Origin of the sequence: Amycolatopsis sp. NBC_01307 (genome assembly GCF_035975215.1) — a bacterium.
GTDB lineage: Bacteria > Actinomycetota > Actinomycetes > Mycobacteriales > Pseudonocardiaceae > Amycolatopsis.
The window spans coordinates 468,197-486,525 of record NZ_CP108403.1 but is presented as its reverse complement, the minus strand read 5'-3'; the positions used below and the strand labels follow the sequence as shown (position 1 = coordinate 486,525).

At 70.4% G+C, this 18,329-nt stretch carries 16 protein-coding genes; 8 read left to right on the top strand and 8 right to left on the bottom strand.

The window, feature by feature from the left end:
* Positions 1-289 precede the first annotated feature (289 nt).
* On the top strand, positions 290-466 hold the full coding sequence (locus tag OG439_RS02365; RefSeq protein ID WP_247063514.1) for a DUF7455 domain-containing protein: 177 nt from the start codon (positions 290-292) through the stop codon (positions 464-466).
* Positions 467-634: 168 nt separating this feature from the next.
* On the opposite strand, the gene OG439_RS02360 is transcribed toward OG439_RS02365, so the two are convergent.
* From OG439_RS02360 to OG439_RS02340, 5 genes are all read right to left on the bottom strand, one after another.
* Positions 635-1,816: an ROK family transcriptional regulator gene (locus OG439_RS02360; protein ID WP_326947682.1), complete on the bottom strand. Its 1,182-nt coding sequence runs from the start codon at positions 1,814-1,816 to the stop codon at positions 635-637.
* An 11-nt stretch (positions 1,817-1,827) separates the two neighbouring features.
* A complete protein-coding gene (locus OG439_RS02355; RefSeq protein ID WP_326947681.1) occupies positions 1,828-3,291 on the bottom strand; it encodes a sugar ABC transporter permease in 1,464 nt (487 codons plus the stop codon).
* 20 nt (positions 3,292-3,311) lie between these two features.
* Positions 3,312-4,085 (bottom strand): ATP-binding cassette domain-containing protein, encoded by a 774-nt coding sequence (locus OG439_RS02350; RefSeq protein ID WP_326947680.1) that lies wholly within the window; start codon positions 4,083-4,085, stop codon positions 3,312-3,314.
* A 138-nt stretch (positions 4,086-4,223) separates the two neighbouring features.
* Positions 4,224-5,363 (bottom strand): sugar ABC transporter substrate-binding protein, encoded by a 1,140-nt coding sequence (locus OG439_RS02345; RefSeq protein ID WP_326947679.1) that lies wholly within the window; start codon positions 5,361-5,363, stop codon positions 4,224-4,226.
* Positions 5,364-6,488: 1,125 nt separating this feature from the next.
* Positions 6,489-8,225 carry a DEAD/DEAH box helicase gene (locus tag OG439_RS02340; RefSeq protein ID WP_326947678.1) on the bottom strand — a complete coding sequence of 579 codons (1,737 nt, stop codon included), beginning with the start codon at positions 8,223-8,225 and terminating at the stop codon, positions 6,489-6,491.
* A 209-nt stretch (positions 8,226-8,434) separates the two neighbouring features.
* Between OG439_RS02340 and OG439_RS02335 the strand changes: the two genes are divergently transcribed.
* Positions 8,435-9,613, top strand: a complete 1,179-nt coding sequence (locus OG439_RS02335; protein WP_442792277.1) for a YihY/virulence factor BrkB family protein — start codon at positions 8,435-8,437, stop codon at positions 9,611-9,613.
* An 88-nt stretch (positions 9,614-9,701) separates the two neighbouring features.
* Complete coding sequence (locus tag OG439_RS02330; protein ID WP_326947677.1) at positions 9,702-12,857, top strand: efflux RND transporter permease subunit; 3,156 nt, start codon at positions 9,702-9,704, stop codon at positions 12,855-12,857.
* A gap of 136 nt (positions 12,858-12,993) precedes the next feature.
* Here OG439_RS02330 and OG439_RS02325 read toward each other — a convergent pair whose 3' ends face one another.
* Both OG439_RS02325 and OG439_RS02320 read right to left on the bottom strand, forming a co-directional pair.
* Positions 12,994-13,830, bottom strand: coding sequence for a hypothetical protein (locus OG439_RS02325; RefSeq protein WP_326947676.1), 837 nt, complete (start codon positions 13,828-13,830; stop codon positions 12,994-12,996).
* A gap of 167 nt (positions 13,831-13,997) precedes the next feature.
* Entirely contained in the window at positions 13,998-14,240 is a 243-nt protein-coding gene (locus tag OG439_RS02320; protein WP_247063499.1) for a DUF3039 domain-containing protein, read from the bottom strand.
* 67 nt (positions 14,241-14,307) lie between these two features.
* On the opposite strand from OG439_RS02320, the gene OG439_RS02315 reads away from it, so the two are divergent.
* The 5 genes from OG439_RS02315 to OG439_RS02295 all read left to right on the top strand — a co-directional run bounded on the left by OG439_RS02315 (position 14,308) and on the right by OG439_RS02295 (position 17,933).
* Positions 14,308-15,096 (top strand): sporulation protein, encoded by a 789-nt coding sequence (locus OG439_RS02315; protein WP_326947675.1) that lies wholly within the window; start codon positions 14,308-14,310, stop codon positions 15,094-15,096.
* A gap of 23 nt (positions 15,097-15,119) precedes the next feature.
* A complete protein-coding gene (locus OG439_RS02310; protein ID WP_326947674.1) occupies positions 15,120-15,458 on the top strand; it encodes a pyridoxamine 5'-phosphate oxidase family protein in 339 nt (112 codons plus the stop codon).
* Complete coding sequence (locus OG439_RS02305; RefSeq protein ID WP_326947673.1) at positions 15,455-16,072, top strand: HD domain-containing protein; 618 nt, start codon at positions 15,455-15,457, stop codon at positions 16,070-16,072. The genes OG439_RS02310 and OG439_RS02305 overlap by 4 nt, the downstream gene beginning before the upstream one ends.
* Positions 16,073-16,081: 9 nt before the next feature.
* Positions 16,082-16,987, top strand: a complete 906-nt coding sequence (locus OG439_RS02300; RefSeq protein WP_326947672.1) for a pseudouridine-5'-phosphate glycosidase — start codon at positions 16,082-16,084, stop codon at positions 16,985-16,987.
* A 73-nt stretch (positions 16,988-17,060) separates the two neighbouring features.
* Positions 17,061-17,933, top strand: a complete 873-nt coding sequence (locus OG439_RS02295) for a carbohydrate kinase family protein (RefSeq protein WP_326947671.1) — start codon at positions 17,061-17,063, stop codon at positions 17,931-17,933.
* A 51-nt stretch (positions 17,934-17,984) separates the two neighbouring features.
* Here OG439_RS02295 and OG439_RS02290 read toward each other — a convergent pair whose 3' ends face one another.
* Complete coding sequence (locus tag OG439_RS02290) at positions 17,985-18,320, bottom strand: DUF3099 domain-containing protein (RefSeq protein WP_247063491.1); 336 nt, start codon at positions 18,318-18,320, stop codon at positions 17,985-17,987.
* Positions 18,321-18,329 lie beyond the last annotated feature (9 nt).

Below are 18,329 nucleotides of genomic sequence, written 5' to 3'. Positions count from 1 at the left end.
CGGACCGGCGTCAAGGAACTCACGACTCCATGGTGCCTGACCACGGAAAATGTGACTCTCCGGGTAATCCACTCCTGCATTGCGGGATCCCGCTACGACATCCGGGGTAAATCGACGTGACTCGGGTCCCACCGGCGCGGGAACACTTGCGGGCCGCGAAACGTCTGGAAGAGTGGAAGCACGAACACCGCGGAGCCGGAGACGATCGCCGTAGCCGACATCAGTCCGAAGTGGGCGTAGCTGGATCGATGGCACCGGGCAACCGGTGCCGGGACGGAGGGAGACCCCCATGACAACGCCGACGCTCACCCGCCCCGAACTGACCGCCCTCGACCGCTGTGACCGGTGCGGGGCCGCAGCTCAGGTACGCGCCGTCCTCAAGGGCGGCGAGCTTCTCTTCTGCGGGCACCACGCCCGCGAGCACGAGGCCAAGCTCAAGGAACTGTCCGCCGACATCCAGCGGTAACGACCTAGACACAAGCGAAGGCGGTCAGTGCGCACAGGCACTGGCCGCCTTCGTATTTCTCTGGCCGGCACAGTCGACCGGCAAAGCTGCAAGTTGCCGATTGCCGCGCCGGAAATCACGGACAGGCCTCGGAATGCCGTGATTCCGGACACGAAACCGGACAAGAAGTCAGACAGAATCCAGCACGACTTCGAACGCGACTTCGGCGGCGCCCAGCAGCTTCACGTCGGCGCCCAGTGCCGAGCTGATGATCCGCGTGCCGCCGACCGCCCGGCTCACCAGGCTGCGCCGGCGGACCTCCGCGCCGACGTGCCGCAGGACCGCCTCCGGCAGCACCGTCAGCAGGTCGCCGAGGATCACCAGCTGCGGCCCGAGCAGGTTGACGACGTTGATCAGCCCGAGGGTCAGCCACTCGCCGAACTCCGCGAGCCGCGTCATCGCCGCTTCGGAGTCCCGGCCGAGCTCGCGCAGCTCGAACAGGATCGCGCCGCGCGGGGTGTCCTCGGCCAGCCCGAGCGCCCGGCACAACGCGGCCTCGCCGACCTCGGTCTCCCAGCAGCCGCTGCTGCCGCAGTAGCAGGGACGCCCGCCGGGCCGGATCACCATGTGCCCGATCTCGCCGACGTACCCCGCGCCGCCCCGCAGGGCCGCGCCTTCGGCGATGACCCCGCCGCCGACCCCGACGTCCGCCGAGATGTACACCATGTCGGAGGACCCGCGGGCCGCTCCGCGCAGGTGCTCGGCGACCGCGCCGAGCTCGGCGTCGTTCCCGACCAGGATCGGGATCTGCAGGACACCGCCCAGCCGCTCACCGAGCGCGACGTCGGTCCAGCGCAGGTTGGGTGCTTCGTGCACGTACCCGTCCGCGCGCCGGACGACGCCCGGTACCGACACCCCGACCGCCACCGGGCTCACGTCGAGGTCGCCGGCCAGGACGGTCGCCGACTCGATGACGTGGGTGATGACCTCTTCGGGCCGGTTCATCCGGCCCCGCAGGTTCCAGCTGTTGCGGCCCAGGATCTGGCCGCCCAGCCCCACGAGCGCGATCGCGACGTGCTCGACCTGCAGGTCGACCGCGAGCACGACCGCTGCGTGCGGCTGGGGCAGGACCAGGAGCGAGGGGCGGCCCGCCCCTCGTCCCGGCCTCGGCACCTTCTCCTCGACGACACCGGCTTCCGCCAGCCCGTCGACGAGGGTCTTGATCGTGCTCCGGTTGAGCCCCAGCTCGGCGGCCAGGGTCGCCCGGGTGCTCGGCCCGCCGACGTGCAGCAGGCGGAGCAGGGTCGTGCGGTTGTGCCGGCGCACCTCGTCCGGTCGCGCGACGGGTGAGCTGGACACGGGCTTGATCATCCCATGCTGGTTCAGCGCGTCGACGCAGCCGCGCGGCGCCGCGACAGCGCGTCGACCGTGGCGGCGAGCAGGAGGACCAGGCCGGTGATGATGTTGACCACCGCGGCCGGCTGCTTGAGCAGGCCCAGGCCGTTGATGACCACCGCGATGACCAGGCCACCGACGACGGCGTCGGCCACCCGGCCCTTGCCGCCGAACAGCGACGTGCCGCCGATGACGGCCGCGCCGACCGAGTACAGCAGCGTGTTGAGGCCACCGGACTGCGGGCTGACCGAACCGACCTTCGACGCGGCGACGATGCCGCCGATGGCCGCGACCGCCGAGCCGATGATGAACACGCTCGCCCGGATCTTCGGCACGTCGATACCGGCGCGACGGGCGGCTTCCTTGTTGCCGCCGACCGCGTAGACGTACCGGCCGTACTTGGTGCGGTTGAGCACGTAGGTCCCGGCCACCAGCAGCACCAGCATGATCGGGATGACGTACGGGACGCCCTCGATCGTGACGACGGCCTTGTTCGGCGAGCGGTTGATCGTCAGCAGCCAGGTGCCCACCGCCGACAGCACGACGAGCGCGCCGACCTTGACCAGCACCAGCGCCGTCGGCTGCACGACCAGGCCGCGCTGGAGCCGCTTGAAGTGGCTGATCAGCGTGATCACGGCGAACCCGCCCGCGGCGACGAGGAAGAAGATCCAGCTGCCGAGGATGTTCAGGTTGCCGTTGGCGATCTTGTACAGGGTGTCCGAGTTGGTGATGCCGATCGTGCCGCCTTCACCGATGAACTGCAGCAGGACGCCCTGCCACACGATGAACAGCGCCAGCGTCACGACGAAGGACGGCATGCCGATCTTCGAGACGAGGAAGCCGGTGATGCAGCCGATCGCGGTGCCGACGCAGATGGCCAGCAGGATCTCGAGCCAGGCGTTGGCCGGGACGCCGACCGCGACGAGCAGCAGGCCGATCAGCGAAAGCGCGGCGCCGGCCCAGATCCGCTGGTAGGCCGACAGCAGCATGGCCACGGCGAGGACCGCGATGAACGTGATGAACACGCCGGAGCCCAAGGTGCCCAGCAGGTTTCCGGCGTGCACGTAGTGCAGGGCCATCACCGACGCGGCGGTGCCGGAGGCCACACCGGCGGCGAGGTCGATCTCGCCGAGCAGCAGCACGAAGACGATGCCCATCGCGATGATGATCACGCCCGCGCCCTGCGGGAACACGTTGGCGATGTTGGCCAGCGTGAAGAAGTTGTCCGACAGCGCGCTGAACAGGATGACCAGCACGAGCAGGCCGAACAGCGACGGCAGCGAGCCGAGCTCGCCGGCCCGGATGCGGGCGAAGTAGTCGCGAAGCGCTTCACCGGTTGACATCGATGTCGTGTCGATGCCGAAGTCGGTGATCGCCGCGGTGGGGTTCTGGGTCTGCGCGAGCGCGTCGGCGGGTGAGCCGACTTCGGGCTTGGCAGGGGTTTCAGTCATGTCCGGTTCTTTCTTCCCGCTCACAGGACCACGGCTTCGGGCCGGGCCAGGCCGAGGTCACCGGAGCGACCCGCGGTGATCAGTTCCACGATCTGGCCGTGGCTGACGTCCTTCGTGTGCACCTCGGCGACGAGGCGGCCGAGGTACAGCACCGAGATGCGGTCGGCGACCTCGAACACGTCGGCCATGTTGTGGCTGATCAGCACGACGCCGAGACCCTGCTCGGCCAGCCGGCGGACCAGGTCCAGCACCTGCCGGGTCTGCGCGACACCGAGGGCGGCGGTCGGCTCGTCCAGCACGACGACCTTGCTGTTCCACAGCACCGACTTCGCGATGGCCACGGTCTGGCGCTGACCACCGGACAGCGAGGAGACCGGCGTCCGGACCGACTTCACGGTCCGCACCGACAGGGAGGCCAGCGTCTCGCGAGCGGCCTTCTCCATGCTGGCTTCGTCCAGCTTCCAGCTGTTCCCGCGCTCACGGCCGAGGAACATGTTCTGGACGATGTCGAGGTTGTCGGCGAGGGCGAGATCCTGGTAGACGATCTCGATGCCGAGGTCCGCCGCGTCGCGCGGGCCGCGGATGTGGGCGTCCTCGCCGTTGAACCGCACGGCCCCCGAGTCGTACGGGTGGATGCCGGCGATGCACTTGACGAGGGTCGACTTGCCGGCGCCGTTGTCGCCGACCAGGGCGGTCACTTCGCCCGCACGCACGTCGAAGTCCACGTCGTGGAGGACGTGGACGGGGCCGAAGCTCTTGTTCAGGCCCTTGATCTCGAGGATGGGCTCACTCATGGATGGCATTTCTCCGAATTTCTTATGCCCTGTGCCGCCGCTCCGCCGATCGGCAAGCGAGGAGTGGGGACCGGGCCGGGGCGCGCCGTCGGGGTGCGCGTCCCGGCCCGGCTGTTCATGGGTACTACTGCCTACGGCTCAGGAGATGCCGAGCGAGGTGCACTTGGCGGCGAGGTCGCCACCGCAGATCTCGGTCGCCTTCACGTAGCCCTGGGTCACGACGGTCTTGATGTCCTTCTCCAGGATCAGGGTCGGCGTGAGCAGCACGGACTTGATGTCGCGGTTGTTCTTCGGGTCGTGGAGCTTGCCCGTCGCGATCGCGTCCGCACCGGCGGTGTCACCCTTGACCAGGGCAGCGGCCAGCTTGGCCGTGGCCTCGGCCTCTTCCTTGATCGGCTTGAAGATGGTCAGGTACTGGTCGCCGCGCATGATGGCCATGAGGCCGTCCGCGGTGGCGTCCTGGCCCGTGACCGGGACCTTGCCGTTGAGGCCGTTCTTCTTGAGGATCGTGATGACCGCGCCGGCCAGGCCGTCGTTCGCCGCCACGACGCCGTCGACCTTGCCGCCGTTGCCCTGCAGGATCTGCTCGAAGGTCGTGCCGCCGAGCTGGTTGTCCCAGTCGTTGATCGGCTGCTTCTGGACCAGCTTCAGCGCGTTGCTGGCGAACAGGGGCGCGAGGACGGAGTCCTGGCCCTTGGTGAACAGCGTCGCGTTGTTGTCGGTCGGGGCACCCTCGATCTGGATGACCTGCGCGCCCGGCTTGTCCTTCAGCTTGTCCGCGAGGCCCTGGCCCTGCAGCTGGCCGACCTTCTCGTTGTCGAACGAGACGTAGTAGTCGGCGGACCCGCCGAGGCTCGGCCGGTCGTAGTCGATGACCGGGATGCCGGCGCCCTTCGCCTTCGCCTCGACAGCGGCACCGACGGCCGGGTCGGACGGGGCGATGATCAGGGCCTTGACGCCGGAGCTGATGAAGCCGTCGGCCAGGGTGGTGAACTTCTGGGCGTCACCCTGGGCGTTCTGGATGTCGGCTTCGAAGCCCTGCGCCGTGAGAGCGGCCTGCAGCATCGGCTTGTCGAAAGCTTCCCAGCGGGCCGAGCTGGCGGTCTCCGGCAGGATGACACCGACCTTGCCGCTGGCGCCGCCCGCGGCGGCCGGAGCGGACGACGAGGCGGAGCTGCTCCCCGCGCCCCCGCTGTCCGAACTGTTTGCACCACACGCGGAGAGCACCAAGCCGGTGCTCACCGTGGCGGCGAGGAGGGTAAGGGTTCTGCTGCGCATCCTCGTTCCTTCCGGATCCAAGCATTGTGTCGATTCGGCCCGCGACTGCTGTCCCGGGCCTTGCGGGGCGGTGATCCGGAGGAGCCCCCGGCGCACCGACGCGCATATGTTGTGGGCGACAACATATGCCGCTGAGCGGCTGCGGGGAAGATAGCTGGATCGATTAAATGACACCAATTGGACACGGTTCGGCAACACAGGCTGACCGTCGCCCGGAAAGAGTAGATCCGCTGACGATGTGATCGCCACTACTCACCGTGTGTTACATCCAGGTTTCTTGACGGCGTGAAGGTAGCCCCGCCGCCGGAGTCCCGGACACCGAGCGTGGGCGCCGGCGAAGCCGTGGTGATCCCACCGACCACTCCCGTTCCTGGTCGCCGACTTGCGAAACCTTTCGCCCGGACTGCCCGAAGTGTCGTCCGCCCGGGAACGGACGGGCAGGGTGGTGGTGACAGCCGGGCACACAGCGTCACAGCGACCGACCGAGCACCCCGAGAACGGACGGTGACGACGAACTTCAGCCTCTCGGGCGACACGGGAGGGGCGGAGGCGGCTCACGATGGAGTGACGGGGGTGGGTTCGGGGCAGTCCGGAGCCGGCGGCGGCCGGGGCCGATCGGCTGACCTGCGACAAGAGCGACGAGGGCAGTTGGCGGGCCCACGACCGGGGCGGCGGAGTGCAGTGGCTGACCCGCGCTCGGGGCGGCGATGGGCAGCGGGCGGACGTGCCGACCGGGCGGCGAGGGCAGCGGGCAGACCCATGACCGGGGCGACGAGGGCGATGGGTGGACCTGCGACTGGGGCCACGAGAGCCTCCGGCGGACCCCCCGGCCGGAGCGGCGAGGCCGGCGGGCAGACGGCAGCGGTTCGACTGGCCGGGGCGGAGGCGGGCCGCTGCGACTGGCCGGCAGGGTCGTGAGTGGATAACAGTGTTCTAACCCGTCTCCTCACTCACGACCGGCGACACCCGAGGCATCCGGCCGCGCCGAGGGTCACGTGTGCAGCCGGACCCGCACCTGGCCGCCCCGTGACCGTGCTCAGCTTTGAACCGGCCATCAGGACCTGGCCGACCGCACCAAGGCACCGGGACCAGGCCTCAGCACCACCGCATCGAGACACCACAGCGTCACCAGGAGCGGAGGGTGACTATCCGTTCTTCCAGCTGCTCCATCGTCGCCATCGCGGTCGGCGGGCCGCCGCAGACTCGGCGTAGTTCGTTGTGGATTGCGCCGTGGGGCTTCTTCGTGCGGTGGTGGTACATGCCCACCAGGGCGTTCAGCTCCTTGCGCAGCGTGCCCAGCCGCTCGCTCACCGAGGCCGAGCGGGCCGGCGCCGGGGCCTGCTCCTCGGCCTTCGGCTTGCGGCGCTTCTCGTCCGCGACCTGCTCTTCCTGCCGCTTGCGCAGCAGTGCGCGGACCTGGTCCGGCTCCAGCAGGCCCGGCAGGCCGAGGTACTCCTGCTCCTCGTCGGAGCCCGAGAAGACCGCCGTGCCGAAGGAGTTGCCGTCGTAGATGACCTGGTCCAGCTCGGCCGAGGCGCCCAGCGAGGTGAACGCCTTCTCCTCCTCGCCCGGCTCGTCCTCGGTGCGGTTGGCCTGGGCGAGCAGCTCGTCCTCCCAGCCCTCCTGCTCGCGGTGGGGCTTGCCCAGCACGTGGTCGCGCTGCGCCTCCAGCTCGCTCGCCAGCTCCAGCAGCACCGGCACCGACGGCAGGAAGACGCTCGCCGTCTCGCCCTTCTTCCGGGCTCGCACGTACCGGCCGATCGCCTGGGCGAAGAACAGCGGGGTCGACGCGCTCGTGGCGTACACGCCGACGGCCAGCCGCGGGACGTCGACGCCTTCCGACACCATCCGGACGGCCACGATCCAGCGTTCGTTGGTCTCGGAGAACTCCTTGATCCGGCCCGAGGCCTTCGGATCGTCGGAGAGCACCAGCGTCGGCGTCTGGCCCGAGAGCCGCTCCAGGATCTTCGCGTACGCGCGCGCCGACTCCTGGTCGGTGGCGATGACCAGGCCGCCCGCGTCCGGCACGCTCTGGCGCACCTGCGACAGCCGCGTGTCGGCGGCGTGCAGCACCGCCGGCATCCACTCGCCCGCCGGGTCGAGGGCTGTGCGCCACGCGCGGGCGTTCTGCTCCGCGGTCAGCGGCTCGCCGAGCCGGGCGGTGAACTCCTCCCCCGCGCTGGTGCGCCAGGAGGCTTCACCCGAATAGGCGAGGAAGACGACCGGCCGGACCACGCCGTCGGCCAGCGCGTCGGCGTAGCCGTACGAGTGGTCGGCCTTGCTGCGCTGGAAGCCGCCGGCGTCCGGCTCGTAGGTGACGAACGGGATGGCCGAGTCGTCGGACCGGAACGGCGTCCCGGTCAGCGAGAGCCGCCGCACGGCCGGGGTGAAGGCCTCGCGGATCGCGTCACCCCAGGACTTCGCGTCACCGCCGTGGTGGATCTCGTCGAGGATGACCAGCGTCTTGCGGTTCTCGGTGCGCACCCGGTGCAACGTCGGGTGCGCGGCGACCTGCGCGTACGTCAGCGCGACGCCGTTGTAGTCCGACGAGGTGACACCGGTGGTGTTGCGGAAGTTCGAGTCGATCTGGATCCCGGCCACGGCCGCCGCCGACGCCCACTGGTGCTTCAGGTGCTCGGTCGGGGTGACGATGGTGACGGCCTCGATCGTGCGGTCCGACAGCAGTTCGGCCGCGATCCGCAGGCCGAACACGGTCTTGCCGGCGCCGGGCGTCGCCACCGCGAGGAAGTCCTTGGGCCGCTTCGTCAGGTACTTGGTCAGTGCCCGCCGCTGCCACGCCCGCAGCGGGCGCGCGGTCGAGTCCTTCTCCGCGGGAGGCGCCCCGAGCTGCGTCCCCGTCATGCCGGTCCCCCCTCGCTCAACTGCCGCTCAAGTGCTTTGACGTGCGAAAACCCTCACTGTGGTACCGACTTCGGCGTCAGTTGCAGCGGTGAGGGCACTGGAGCGAGTCTACCGGCCGGGTCCGACAGTTCCGGGCACCGGCACGGGTGATGTCCCCCGACACGCCCGGGTGCAGGGGTGGTGACGAGCCAAATCTCCACGGATGGACCATGCTGGACACCGTCATGGGTGAGGTGCAGCCGTCCGCAGCGACGAAGGTGGCCCGCAAGGGGCCGTGGCGCCTCCTCACGCGCACGCTCGGCAAGGCCTGGGAGGGCAACATCTTCTCGGAGGCCGCGGAAGCGGCCTTCTGGCAGACGCTCTCGCTGCCGCCGCTGCTGCTGGGCCTGCTCGGCAGCCTGGGTTTCGTCGGCGAGTGGTTCGGCCAGGACGTCGTCGCGCAGGTGCACGACCGGATCATCGGCTTCTGCCGCACCGTCTTCAGCGCCAACGCCGTCCAGGACATCATCGAACCGACGGTGAACAGCATCCTCACCGTCGGCAAGGGCGAGATCGTCTCGATCGGCTTCCTCATCTCGCTGTGGGCCGGCTCGTCGGCGATGTCGTCGTTCGTGGACGCGATCACCGTCGCGCACGACCAGTACGGCGTCCGCAACGACGTCTGGCAGCGGATCTTCGCGCTGCTGCTCTACCTGTGCGGCCTGGTGGTCCTGGTGGTCGGCCTGCCGCTGCTGGCCATCGGCCCGGACCTGCTGCCCGAGTTCTTCCCCTCGGACTGGCGCCCGACCGTGTCCTCGTGGGTGAGCGCGCTCTACTTCCCGGCGCTCGGCGCGATGATCACCCTCGCGCTGACGACGTTGTACAAGCTCGCGCTGCCGCGGAAGCTGCCGTGGCACCGCGGGCTGCCGGGGGCGGTGCTCGCCATGGTCGTGTTCCTGCTCTCCTCGGTCGGCCTGCGCGTCTACCTGAACTGGATCACCAAGACGGGCTACACCTACGGCGCGCTGGCCGCGCCGATCGCGTTCCTGCTGCTGATGTTCTTCATCGGGCTGGCCGTGGTCGGCGGCGCGTACTTCAACAGCGCGCTCCAGGAGCTGTGGCCGGCGAAGGCGACCCGGCGCCAGCGCCGCAAGTGGCGCCGGCTGGAGATGGAACGCGCCTCCGAGCGGCTGCGCACCGAGGACGGGCGCAAGCTGTGGGAGCGCTCGACGATGCCGCTGCGCCGCCCCCGCGCCGAGGACGTGAACGGCGCCGCGGAGGCGCCCGGCGGCGAGACACCGTCCGATGAGGACGGATCGTCGTCACCCAGCGCGCCGGAACCGGCACCCAGCGCTGCTCAGGGTGGGGGCTCATCCGAAGGGACCACCCGGAATCCACCCACAGGCTGAGTCGCTCCTCAGTTCGGACATGGCACGCTCAGCGGGTCACTGACGCAGGCGTCGGTCGCCGCGTCGTTCCCGAGGGGGTTCCCAAGTCATGTCCGTGCTGGCCAGATTGAGCCTGCGCAACCGAAGCCTGATCGGCCTGCTCGCGCTCGTCATCGTCGGCTTCGGTGCCTTCGCGCTGCCGCAGATCAAGCAGCAGCTGTTCCCGTCGCTGCAGTTCCCGCAGGCGCAGATCGTCACCGCGTACGCGGGCGCGTCCCCGGACGCGGTCGACAAGCAGGTCACCGAGCCGCTCGAAGGCGGCCTCCAGGGGCTCAAGGGCCTCGAGGAGCTGAATTCGACGTCTTCCGACGGGGTGTCGCGGGTCGTCGCGCAGTTCGAGTTCGGGACCGACATCGACGCCGCCGTCTCCCAGATCCAGCAGGCGGTGAACCAGGTCCGGACCCGGCTGCCGCAGAACTCCGAGCCTGCCGTGTCCGCGGGCAGCACCGACGACCTGCCGGTCGTGCTGGTCGCCGCCGGCACCGCCGGGGACCCGCAGCAGCTCGCCCCCGCGCTGACCGACCAGGTCGCGCCGGAGCTGCGCAAGATCGACGGCGTCCGCACGGTCACCGTCACCGGCGTGCAGCAGCCGCGGGTCACGATCACCCTCGACTACGCGAAGCTGGCCGCCGCGGGCATCGACCCGACGTCGATCGCCACCGCGCTGCAGACGGCGGGCGCGGCCGTGCCGGCCGGGACGCTCACCGAAGGCGGCAAGACGCTGTCGGTCCAGGTCGGCGGCGCGCAGACCACTGTGGACACGATCCGCAACCTCTACCTCACGCCGAGCGCCGCGGCCGGGGCTTCCCGCGCGGGCGCTCCGGCTCGGGGACCGGTGAAGCTCGGTGACGTCGCCGACGTCCAGACCGGGTTCGCCCCGCCGACGTCGATCACGCGCACCAACGGCAAGCCGAGCCTCGGCCTCTCGATCACCATGGTGGACAACGGGAACGCCGTCGCGATCTCCGACGCGGTCCGCGACAAGCTGCCCGACCTGGCGAAGAAGACCGGCTCCGAGATGAGCGTCGTGTTCGACCAGGGCACGCCGGTGAAGGACGCGATCAGCGGCCTGACCACCGAAGGCCTGCTGGGCCTGGCGTTCGCCGTCATCGTCATCCTGCTGTTCCTGCTGTCGGTGCGCTCGACGCTGGTGACCGCGGTCTCGATCCCGCTGTCGGTGATCGTCGCGCTGCTGGCGCTGTGGACCGGCGACCTGTCACTCAACCTGCTCACCCTCGGCGCGCTCACCATCGCGATCGGCCGGGTGGTCGACGACTCGATCGTGGTGCTGGAGAACATCAAACGCCACCTCGCGTACGGCGAGGAGAAGCAGCGGGCGGTGCTCGACGGCGTCCGCGAGGTGGCCGGCGCGGTCACCTCGTCCACGCTGACGACCGTCGCGGTGTTCCTGCCGATCGCGTTCGTCGGCGGGTTCGTCGGGGAGCTGTTCTCGCCGTTCGCGATCACCGTGACGGTGGCGCTGCTGGCGTCGCTGCTCGTGTCGCTGACCGTGGTCCCGGTGCTCGCGTACTGGTTCCTCAAGCAGCCGAAGGTGCCCGCCGACGCCATCGAGGCCGAGCGGGCGCGCGAAGCCGCCGTCGAGAAGGAGCGCCGCGGCCTGCTGCAGCGCGCCTACCTGCCGGTGATCCGGTTCGCCACCAAGCGGCGCCTCACCGTCGTCCTGCTGGCGCTGCTGATCTTCGCCGGCACCGTCGGCCTCGCGACCCGGCTGAACACCAACTTCCTCGACCAGTCCGGCGGCACCACGCTGAACATGACGCAGAAGCTGCCCGCGGGCACCAGCGTCGAAGCCAAGGAGAAGGCCGCCACGGCGGTCGAGCAGGCCCTGGCGGCCGAGAAGTCCGTGCAGACCTACCAGGTCAGCGTCGGCGGGGGTGGCGCCTTCGGCGGCTTCGGCGGCGGCGGCACGTCGACCAGCATCTCCGTCACCGTCGCGAAGGACACCGATCTCGACGCGCTGTCGAGCCGGCTGCGTGACGAGCTGACGTCCCGGCCCGAGCTGGGCGAGATCAAGATCGGCGCCGACGCCTCCGGGTTCAACTCCGACCAGGTCTCGGTCACCGTGACCGCGCCGTCGGAAGCGGCGCTGAAGCCCGCGTCCGACCAGGTGCAGCAGGCGCTGCAAGGGGTTTCCGGGCTGACCGAGGTGACCAGCGACCTGTCCGTCGGCTCGCCGCGGGTGCAGGTCGAGGTGGACGACGCCGCGGCCGCCGCGCGCGGGCTGTCGGCGAGCACCATCGGCCAGGTCGCCAACCAGGCGATCGCCGGGCGCACGGTGACGCAGCTCCCGGTCGACGGGCAGCGCACCGACGTCGTGCTCCGCGCCGGCACCGCGCCGGTGTCCGTGGACCAGGTCAAGGGCCTGCCGATCCCCGGCCCGGCCGGCGTAGTCCGGCTGGACGAGGTCGCGAAGGTGTCCACTGTGGACGGCCCGGCGTCGGTGCACCGCACCGGCGGCGACCTCAGCACCACCGTCACGGCCAAGAACACCGGTGACAACCTGAGCAAGACGACCGCGGACATCCAGTCCAAGCTGGACGGCATCACGTTCGCCGGCGGCGCGTCGTACTCGCTCGGCGGCGTGAGCCAGGACCAGCAGGAGGCGTTCTCGAACCTCTTCCTGGCGCTGCTCGCGGCCATCGCGATCGTGTTCCTGATCATGGTGGCGACGTTCCGCAGCCTGATCCAGCCGCTGATCCTGCTGGTGTCGATCCCGTTCGCGGCGACCGGCGCGATCGGGCTGCTGCTGGCCACCGGCACCGCGCTCGGCCTGCCGTCGCTGATCGGGATGCTGATGCTCGTCGGCATCGTCGTGACCAACGCGATCGTGCTGATCGACCTGATCAACCAGTACCGCGCCGAGGGGATGAGCGTCGCCGACGCCGTCACCGAAGGCGGCCGGCGCCGGCTGCGGCCGATCCTGATGACCGCGGCGGCGACGATCTTCGCACTCGTCCCGATGGCGCTGGGCATCACCGGCCAGGGCGGCTTCATCGGCCAGCCCCTGGCGATCGTGGTGATCGGCGGCCTGGTCAGCTCGACGCTGCTGACGCTGGTGCTGGTCCCGACCCTCTACACGATGGTCGAGACCCGCAAGGAACGCCGCCACGCGCGCCGCGAAGCGCGCCGGCACCCGGTCGAGGCCCCGGAGTCGGAGTCCCTGGACCCCGCCCCCACCGCCTGACCGTTTGACGAAGGCCCGGCACTTTCACGTGAAAGTGCCGGGCCTTCGGCGTTCACCCGGCGTGTCGACCCTTCAACCACGCGAGTCGGCTTCTCAATCACGCGTGTCGGCCCTTCCAGCACGGCTCGAGTGGCGGCTACTGCTTGAAGCGGTAGGTCATGCTGTCGAAGAGGATGCAGATGCTCGGCGACATCACGATGACCCGCAGGGTGTTGTCCCGCTCGTCGAAGTCGAGGCCTTCGACCTCGAAGGTCCCGCTGCAGCCGCTGCGCAGTGGCAGCTGGCCGAGCGAGGTGACGTGGCCGGCGACGTCGGAGCCGTTGAGGCCGCCGGCGAGATCGACTTGGAGCAGCGGCTTCGTCGTGCCGAAGAGGCTGCCGTCCGGGTCGTCGGACGAGCAGAGCAGCCGGGTCGCGGTCTGGAAGTCGCAGCCCTGGACGTCGCGGACCGGGTGGTCTAGCCGGATCGTCCCGGCCAGCGGCAGGTTCTGCGCGGGGGTCGTGAACACCGCGCCGGGCATCGGGTGGACCAGGAGCCGGTCCATGGTGCCGTACTCGCCCTCGACCAGCCAGCGCGCGTCGGGCGAGACGGCGGCGAACGAGTTGTTGTTCGCCTCCCACGACTCGAGGCTGTGCTTGTAGTTCGCCCACGAGCCGTCCGGCGCCTGGACGCGGTAGAGCTTCCCGCCGCGGTCGTCGCGCTGGTAGGGCTCGACATACCAGCCCTGCGCCGACCCGGGGTCGCCGATGTGGTTCCAGCCCTGGGAGTTCAGGTCGGCCGGGATGGTGCTGAGCCCGGTGTAGCGGATGGTGGTGCCCGACGGCCGCACGATCGTCGCGAGCCCCTGGCTTTCGTCGAGGGCGCGGGCCTGGTCCTTGCCGACCTCGGTCCAGCCGGTGACGGCCTGCGCCAGCGCGGGCGCGAACACGGTGAGCAGGGCGGCTACGGCGACGATGATCCCGGTTCTGCGCATGACGCCTCCGGTGGGAGTGGGAAACCTGGCGAACCGGATCTACCAGCACTCCCGGGCGTCGCGCACCCGTCTAATGAAGGGTTTTCACGTTTATCCCGGAGATCTGTCCCTTTCCGGACAGGATTGAACCCCGGCGGACGACGTCAGCCGGGGTTCCGGGCGCGGGGTCACTCCCCCTTGCGCAGCCCGTCGAAGATCTCCTTGCAGGCCGGGCAGACCGGCGAACCGGGCTTCGGCGACTTCGTCACCGGGAAGACCTCACCGCACAGCGCCACCACGTGATTGCCCATGACCGCGCTCTCGGCGATCTTGGCCTTCTTCACGTAGTGGAACATCTTCGGTGTGTCGTCGTCGGTGGTCTCCGTGCCCTCGGGCGTGGTTTCCGGCTTCGTCAGCGTCTCGGTGCTCACCCGGCCATTGTGCCCCAGTCCCCCCGAAGCTCGTACGAAAGCCCCTCGACCTGGCAGGATCGGCGGCATGTTCCAGAAGGTGCTCGCGACGTTCGGCTCGGGCGGAGCGAAGATCGACGCCCGCCTGCTCGACCGCACGGCCGCCCCCGGCCGCCCGTTGCACGGCGAGGTCCTGCTGCTCGGCGGCGAGGTCGACCAGGAGATCAACGCGCTGGGCGTGACGCTGCTGGCCCGCGTCCAGGTCCCCGGCGAGGACAAGACCGAAGACCTCCCGTTCGGTGCGCAGCAGCTCGTCGGCCGCGAGACCATCCGCGCCGGTCAGCAGGTGCGCGTGCCGTTCGAGATCCCGCTGCCCTGGGAGACGCCGGTCACGAGCGTCTTCGGCAAGCCCCTGGCAGGGACGGCGGTCGGCGTGCGCGCCGAGCTGGACCTCGCGGCCGCGGTGTCCGACCCGTTCGACGCCGACGCCGTCGCGATCGAGCCGCTCCCGGCGCAGAAGCGGGTCCTCGACGCGCTGGGCCGGATCGGTTTCGTCTACCACGAGGCGATCCTGGAGCAGGGCCGGATCAACGGCGCGAACCAGCAGCTCGCCTTCTTCCAAGAGATCCGCTTCGCGCCTTCACCGCGCTTCGCGAGTGTCTTTTCCCAGGTCGCGGTCACGTTCCTGACGTCGTCGGAGCGCACCGACGTCGTCCTGGAGGTCACCAAGCGGGTCCGGGTGAGCAAGACCGGCGGCTTCGGCGGCCGCGGCCAGGAGTTCCTCGGCCTGTTCACGATGAAGCCGGACGTGAACTGGGAGAAGCAGCTCGACGACTGGTTCGACCAGGTGGCACGGCCGCGCGGGATCTTCGACTAGCCGTGGAGACGCACCGTCCGTACATGCCCGGGTACGGGATCGCGCCCGCCGGCGAGGTGCTGTGGTTCTCGTCGTCGCTGCGGTCGGTGAAGGCCCGCAACGTCGCCGCGGGCTCGGCGGTGTCGATCGCGACGGACGACCCGTACGAGCCGGTCGTCGTCGAGGGCACCGCCGAGGTCGTCACCGATCCGGCGGCGCTGCGGGAGTTCCTGGACGCGATGAACGCCAAGTACCGGACGTCGTACGAGGAAGACTTCCTCGAACCGGCCGCCAACGCGTCGATGCAGCTGCGGCCGGAGAAGGTGATCGGGTTGCGGGAGAAGGACTTCACGAACACCCCGACGCGCTGGACGTTCCCGTGAAGTGGGCCGAAGCGATCGCCGCGCTCGGCGGCACGCCGGATGCCTGGCCCCGGCTCGAAAGCCGTTACGGAGAGCCCCATCGCCGTTACCACACGCTCACCCACGCGGCCGCCGTCGCGTGTGACTCCGCCTGGCTGGCCGGCGGTCTCGGCGAGACCGACCGGGCCGTCGTCGCCGTCGCCGCGTGGACGCACGACGTCGTCTACGACGCGAACCCCGGCGAAGACGAGCGCGCGAGCGCGGCTTGGGCCCGGGAAGCGCTGACCGGGGTCGCCGAAGCGCAGGTCGAGCGCGTGGAAGGCCTGATCCTGGCCACGATCAAGCACGACGCGCCGGCCGGCGACCACCTCGCCACCGCGCTGCTCGACGCCGACCTCGCCATCCTGGGCGCGCCCGAAGCGCAGTACGCGGAGTACGCCGAAGCCGTGCGCGAGGAGTACGCGAAGTACCCCGACGACGTCTGGCGCGAAGGGCGCATCGCCGTCCTCGAAGGCATGCTGTCGCGGACGCTCTACCGCAGCGAAGCCGCGCGGGCACGCTGGGCGACCGCCGCGGAAAAGAACCTGACCGCCGAGCTGACCCGCTGGCGCCGGGACCGACCCGATCACCGATGATGGTTCCTCGTGACCACCCCACTCAACCTGCACGAAGAGGTCGCTTCCGCGCTGCGTGACGGGCACCCCGTCGTCGCGCTGGAGAGCACCATCCTGTCCCACGGCCTGCCGCCGGGCCGCAACTTCGACGTCGCCCGGCGCCTCGAGCGCGTGGTGCGCGACGGCGGCGCCGTCCCGGCCACCATCGCGGTGCTCGACGGACGCGTCGTCGTCGGCCTCTCCCCCGCCGAGCTGGAACGCGTCTGCGCGCCGGACGCCGGCCTGGACAAGCTGTCGCTGCGCGACCTCGGCCCGGCCGTCGGCCTCGGCCGCTCGGGCGCGACGACCGTCGCGAGCACGTCGGCGCTGGCCGCCGCGGCCGGCATCGGGATGTTCGCCACCGGCGGCCTGGGCGGGGTGCACGTCGGCGCCGCGCAGTCCTGGGACGTCTCGGCGGACCTCGGCGTGCTCGCGAAGGTGCCGACCGTGGTCGTCTGCTCCGGCGTGAAGTCGGTGCTCGACATCCCGGCGACCCTCGAGGTGCTGGAGACGAACTCGGTGCCGGTGCTGGGGTACCGCACCGACGACTTCCCGGCGTTCTACCTGCGCTCGTCCGGGCACGCCGTGGGCTGGCGCGTCGACGACGCGAAGCAGGCCGCCGCAGTGGTCGCCGCGCACCGCGCGTACGCGGATTCCGGTGTTCTGCTGGCGAACCCGATCCCCGAAGCGTCCGAAATGGACAAAGAGCTGCACGACCGGCTGCTCGCCGAGGGCCTGGCGCTGGTGGCCGAGCGGGGCGTGCACGGCGCCGAGGTCACGCCGGTGCTGCTGGAGCACTTCCACACCGCGAGCGGCGGGGTGAGCATCGACGCGAACGAGGCGCTGGTGCTGAACAACGCGAAGCTGGCGACCGACGTCGCGGTGGCGCTCGCATGATCGAGCTTGCGAGTGAATCAATCAACACTGCGCCGGCCGGTCAGGCCGCACCGAGCGTCAGCGAGGTGTGCGCATGACCGGCATCGTGGTGGTCGGCGACGCGGCCCTCGACGTGATCGCGCGGCACGACAAGCCGTTGCCGCACGGCGGCGACGCCCGCGCGAAGATCCGGTTCACCGGCGGCGGCTCGGGCGCCAACACGGCGCTGTGGCTGCGTTCGCTGGACGCGGACACGACGCTGCTCGCGCGCATCGGCGACGACCCGGGCGGCCGGCTGATCAAGGCCGAGCTGGAGGCCGCGGGCGTGCGCTGCGCGTTCGCGGTCGACGCCGAGGCGCCGACGTGCTGCGTCGTGGTGATGGTCGACGCCACCGGGCAGCGGAGCATGCTCGCCGACCGCGGCGCCAACCAGCGCTTCGCGCCCGAGGACGTCACGCCGGAGGCGCTGGCCGGGGCGGGGCACCTGCACCTGTCCGGTTACGTGCTGCTCGACCCGCCGTCGCGGGCCGCGGGTCTCGCGTCGCTGGCGCTCGCCCGCGAGCTGGGCCTGACGACGTCGGTGGACCCGCAGGCGGCGGCGCACATCACCGACCCGGCGGCGTTCCTCGACGACGTCCGCGGCGTCGACCTGCTGATGCCGAACACCGAGGAGCTGGTCGCGTTGACCGGCTCAGCGGACCCGGCGTCGGCGAAGGAGCTGCTCGGCGTGGTCGGCGCGGTGGTGGTCACCGCCGGCCTGAACGGCGCGAGCTGGGTCGACGGCGGCGGCGTCACGAGCGTGCCCGCGATCGAGGCCGACTGCGTGGACTCGACGGGCGCGGGCGACGCGTTCGACGCGGGCGTGCTCACCGGCTGGCTGGCCGGGGAGTCCACTGTGGACATCCTGCGCCACGGCGTGCGGCTGGGCGCGCTGGCCGTCGGGAAGGTGGGCCCGCAGCCGTCGTGAGTGGTAATTCGGGTTAGAACCCTCATTACCACTCACGAGCCGGGACGTGGCTCAGCCGTCGATGACGCGGTGGGTGGTGTGCTCGATCGCCGTCGGCTCGGCCTGGAAGCGGTTGACCTTCTCGGTCTTGCGCGGCGGGCTGTCGTTGGCGATCAGCACCGCGATCCACGGCAGCGGCACCGAGATCGCGAGGAACCCGAGCGCCAGCCACCACACGTGGTAGGTCAGCCCGGCGAGGATCAGACACGGGATGCGGCACGCCATCATGATGACGTACTTGCGCTTGCGAGCCCTGAACTGCTCTTCGTACGACGGGGCCGCCCCGGTGATCAGCACCGGGTCCGAGTCGTTGGCGGGCATGGTCACTGCACCACCTCCGCCGTCCATCGTCTCACC

Excerpts from the sequence above, each read along its gene's own strand:
- OG439_RS02365 (WP_247063514.1), top strand. The coding sequence starts at position 290 with ATGACAACGCCGACGCTCACCCGCCCCGAACTGACCGCCCTCGACCGC.
- OG439_RS02360 (WP_326947682.1), bottom strand. The coding sequence starts at position 1,816 with ATGATCAAGCCCGTGTCCAGCTCACCCGTCGCGCGACCGGACGAGGTG.
- OG439_RS02355 (WP_326947681.1), bottom strand. The coding sequence starts at position 3,291 with ATGACTGAAACCCCTGCCAAGCCCGAAGTCGGCTCACCCGCCGACGCG.
- OG439_RS02350 (WP_326947680.1), bottom strand. The coding sequence starts at position 4,085 with ATGAGTGAGCCCATCCTCGAGATCAAGGGCCTGAACAAGAGCTTCGGC.
- OG439_RS02345 (WP_326947679.1), bottom strand. The coding sequence starts at position 5,363 with ATGCGCAGCAGAACCCTTACCCTCCTCGCCGCCACGGTGAGCACCGGC.
- OG439_RS02340 (WP_326947678.1), bottom strand. The coding sequence starts at position 8,225 with ATGACGGGGACGCAGCTCGGGGCGCCTCCCGCGGAGAAGGACTCGACC.
- OG439_RS02335 (WP_442792277.1), top strand. The coding sequence starts at position 8,435 with ATGCTGGACACCGTCATGGGTGAGGTGCAGCCGTCCGCAGCGACGAAG.
- OG439_RS02330 (WP_326947677.1), top strand. The coding sequence starts at position 9,702 with ATGTCCGTGCTGGCCAGATTGAGCCTGCGCAACCGAAGCCTGATCGGC.
- OG439_RS02325 (WP_326947676.1), bottom strand. The coding sequence starts at position 13,830 with ATGCGCAGAACCGGGATCATCGTCGCCGTAGCCGCCCTGCTCACCGTG.
- OG439_RS02315 (WP_326947675.1), top strand. The coding sequence starts at position 14,308 with ATGTTCCAGAAGGTGCTCGCGACGTTCGGCTCGGGCGGAGCGAAGATC.
- OG439_RS02310 (WP_326947674.1), top strand. The coding sequence starts at position 15,120 with ATGCCCGGGTACGGGATCGCGCCCGCCGGCGAGGTGCTGTGGTTCTCG.
- OG439_RS02295 (WP_326947671.1), top strand. The coding sequence starts at position 17,061 with ATGACCGGCATCGTGGTGGTCGGCGACGCGGCCCTCGACGTGATCGCG.
- OG439_RS02290 (WP_247063491.1), bottom strand. The coding sequence starts at position 18,320 with ATGGACGGCGGAGGTGGTGCAGTGACCATGCCCGCCAACGACTCGGAC.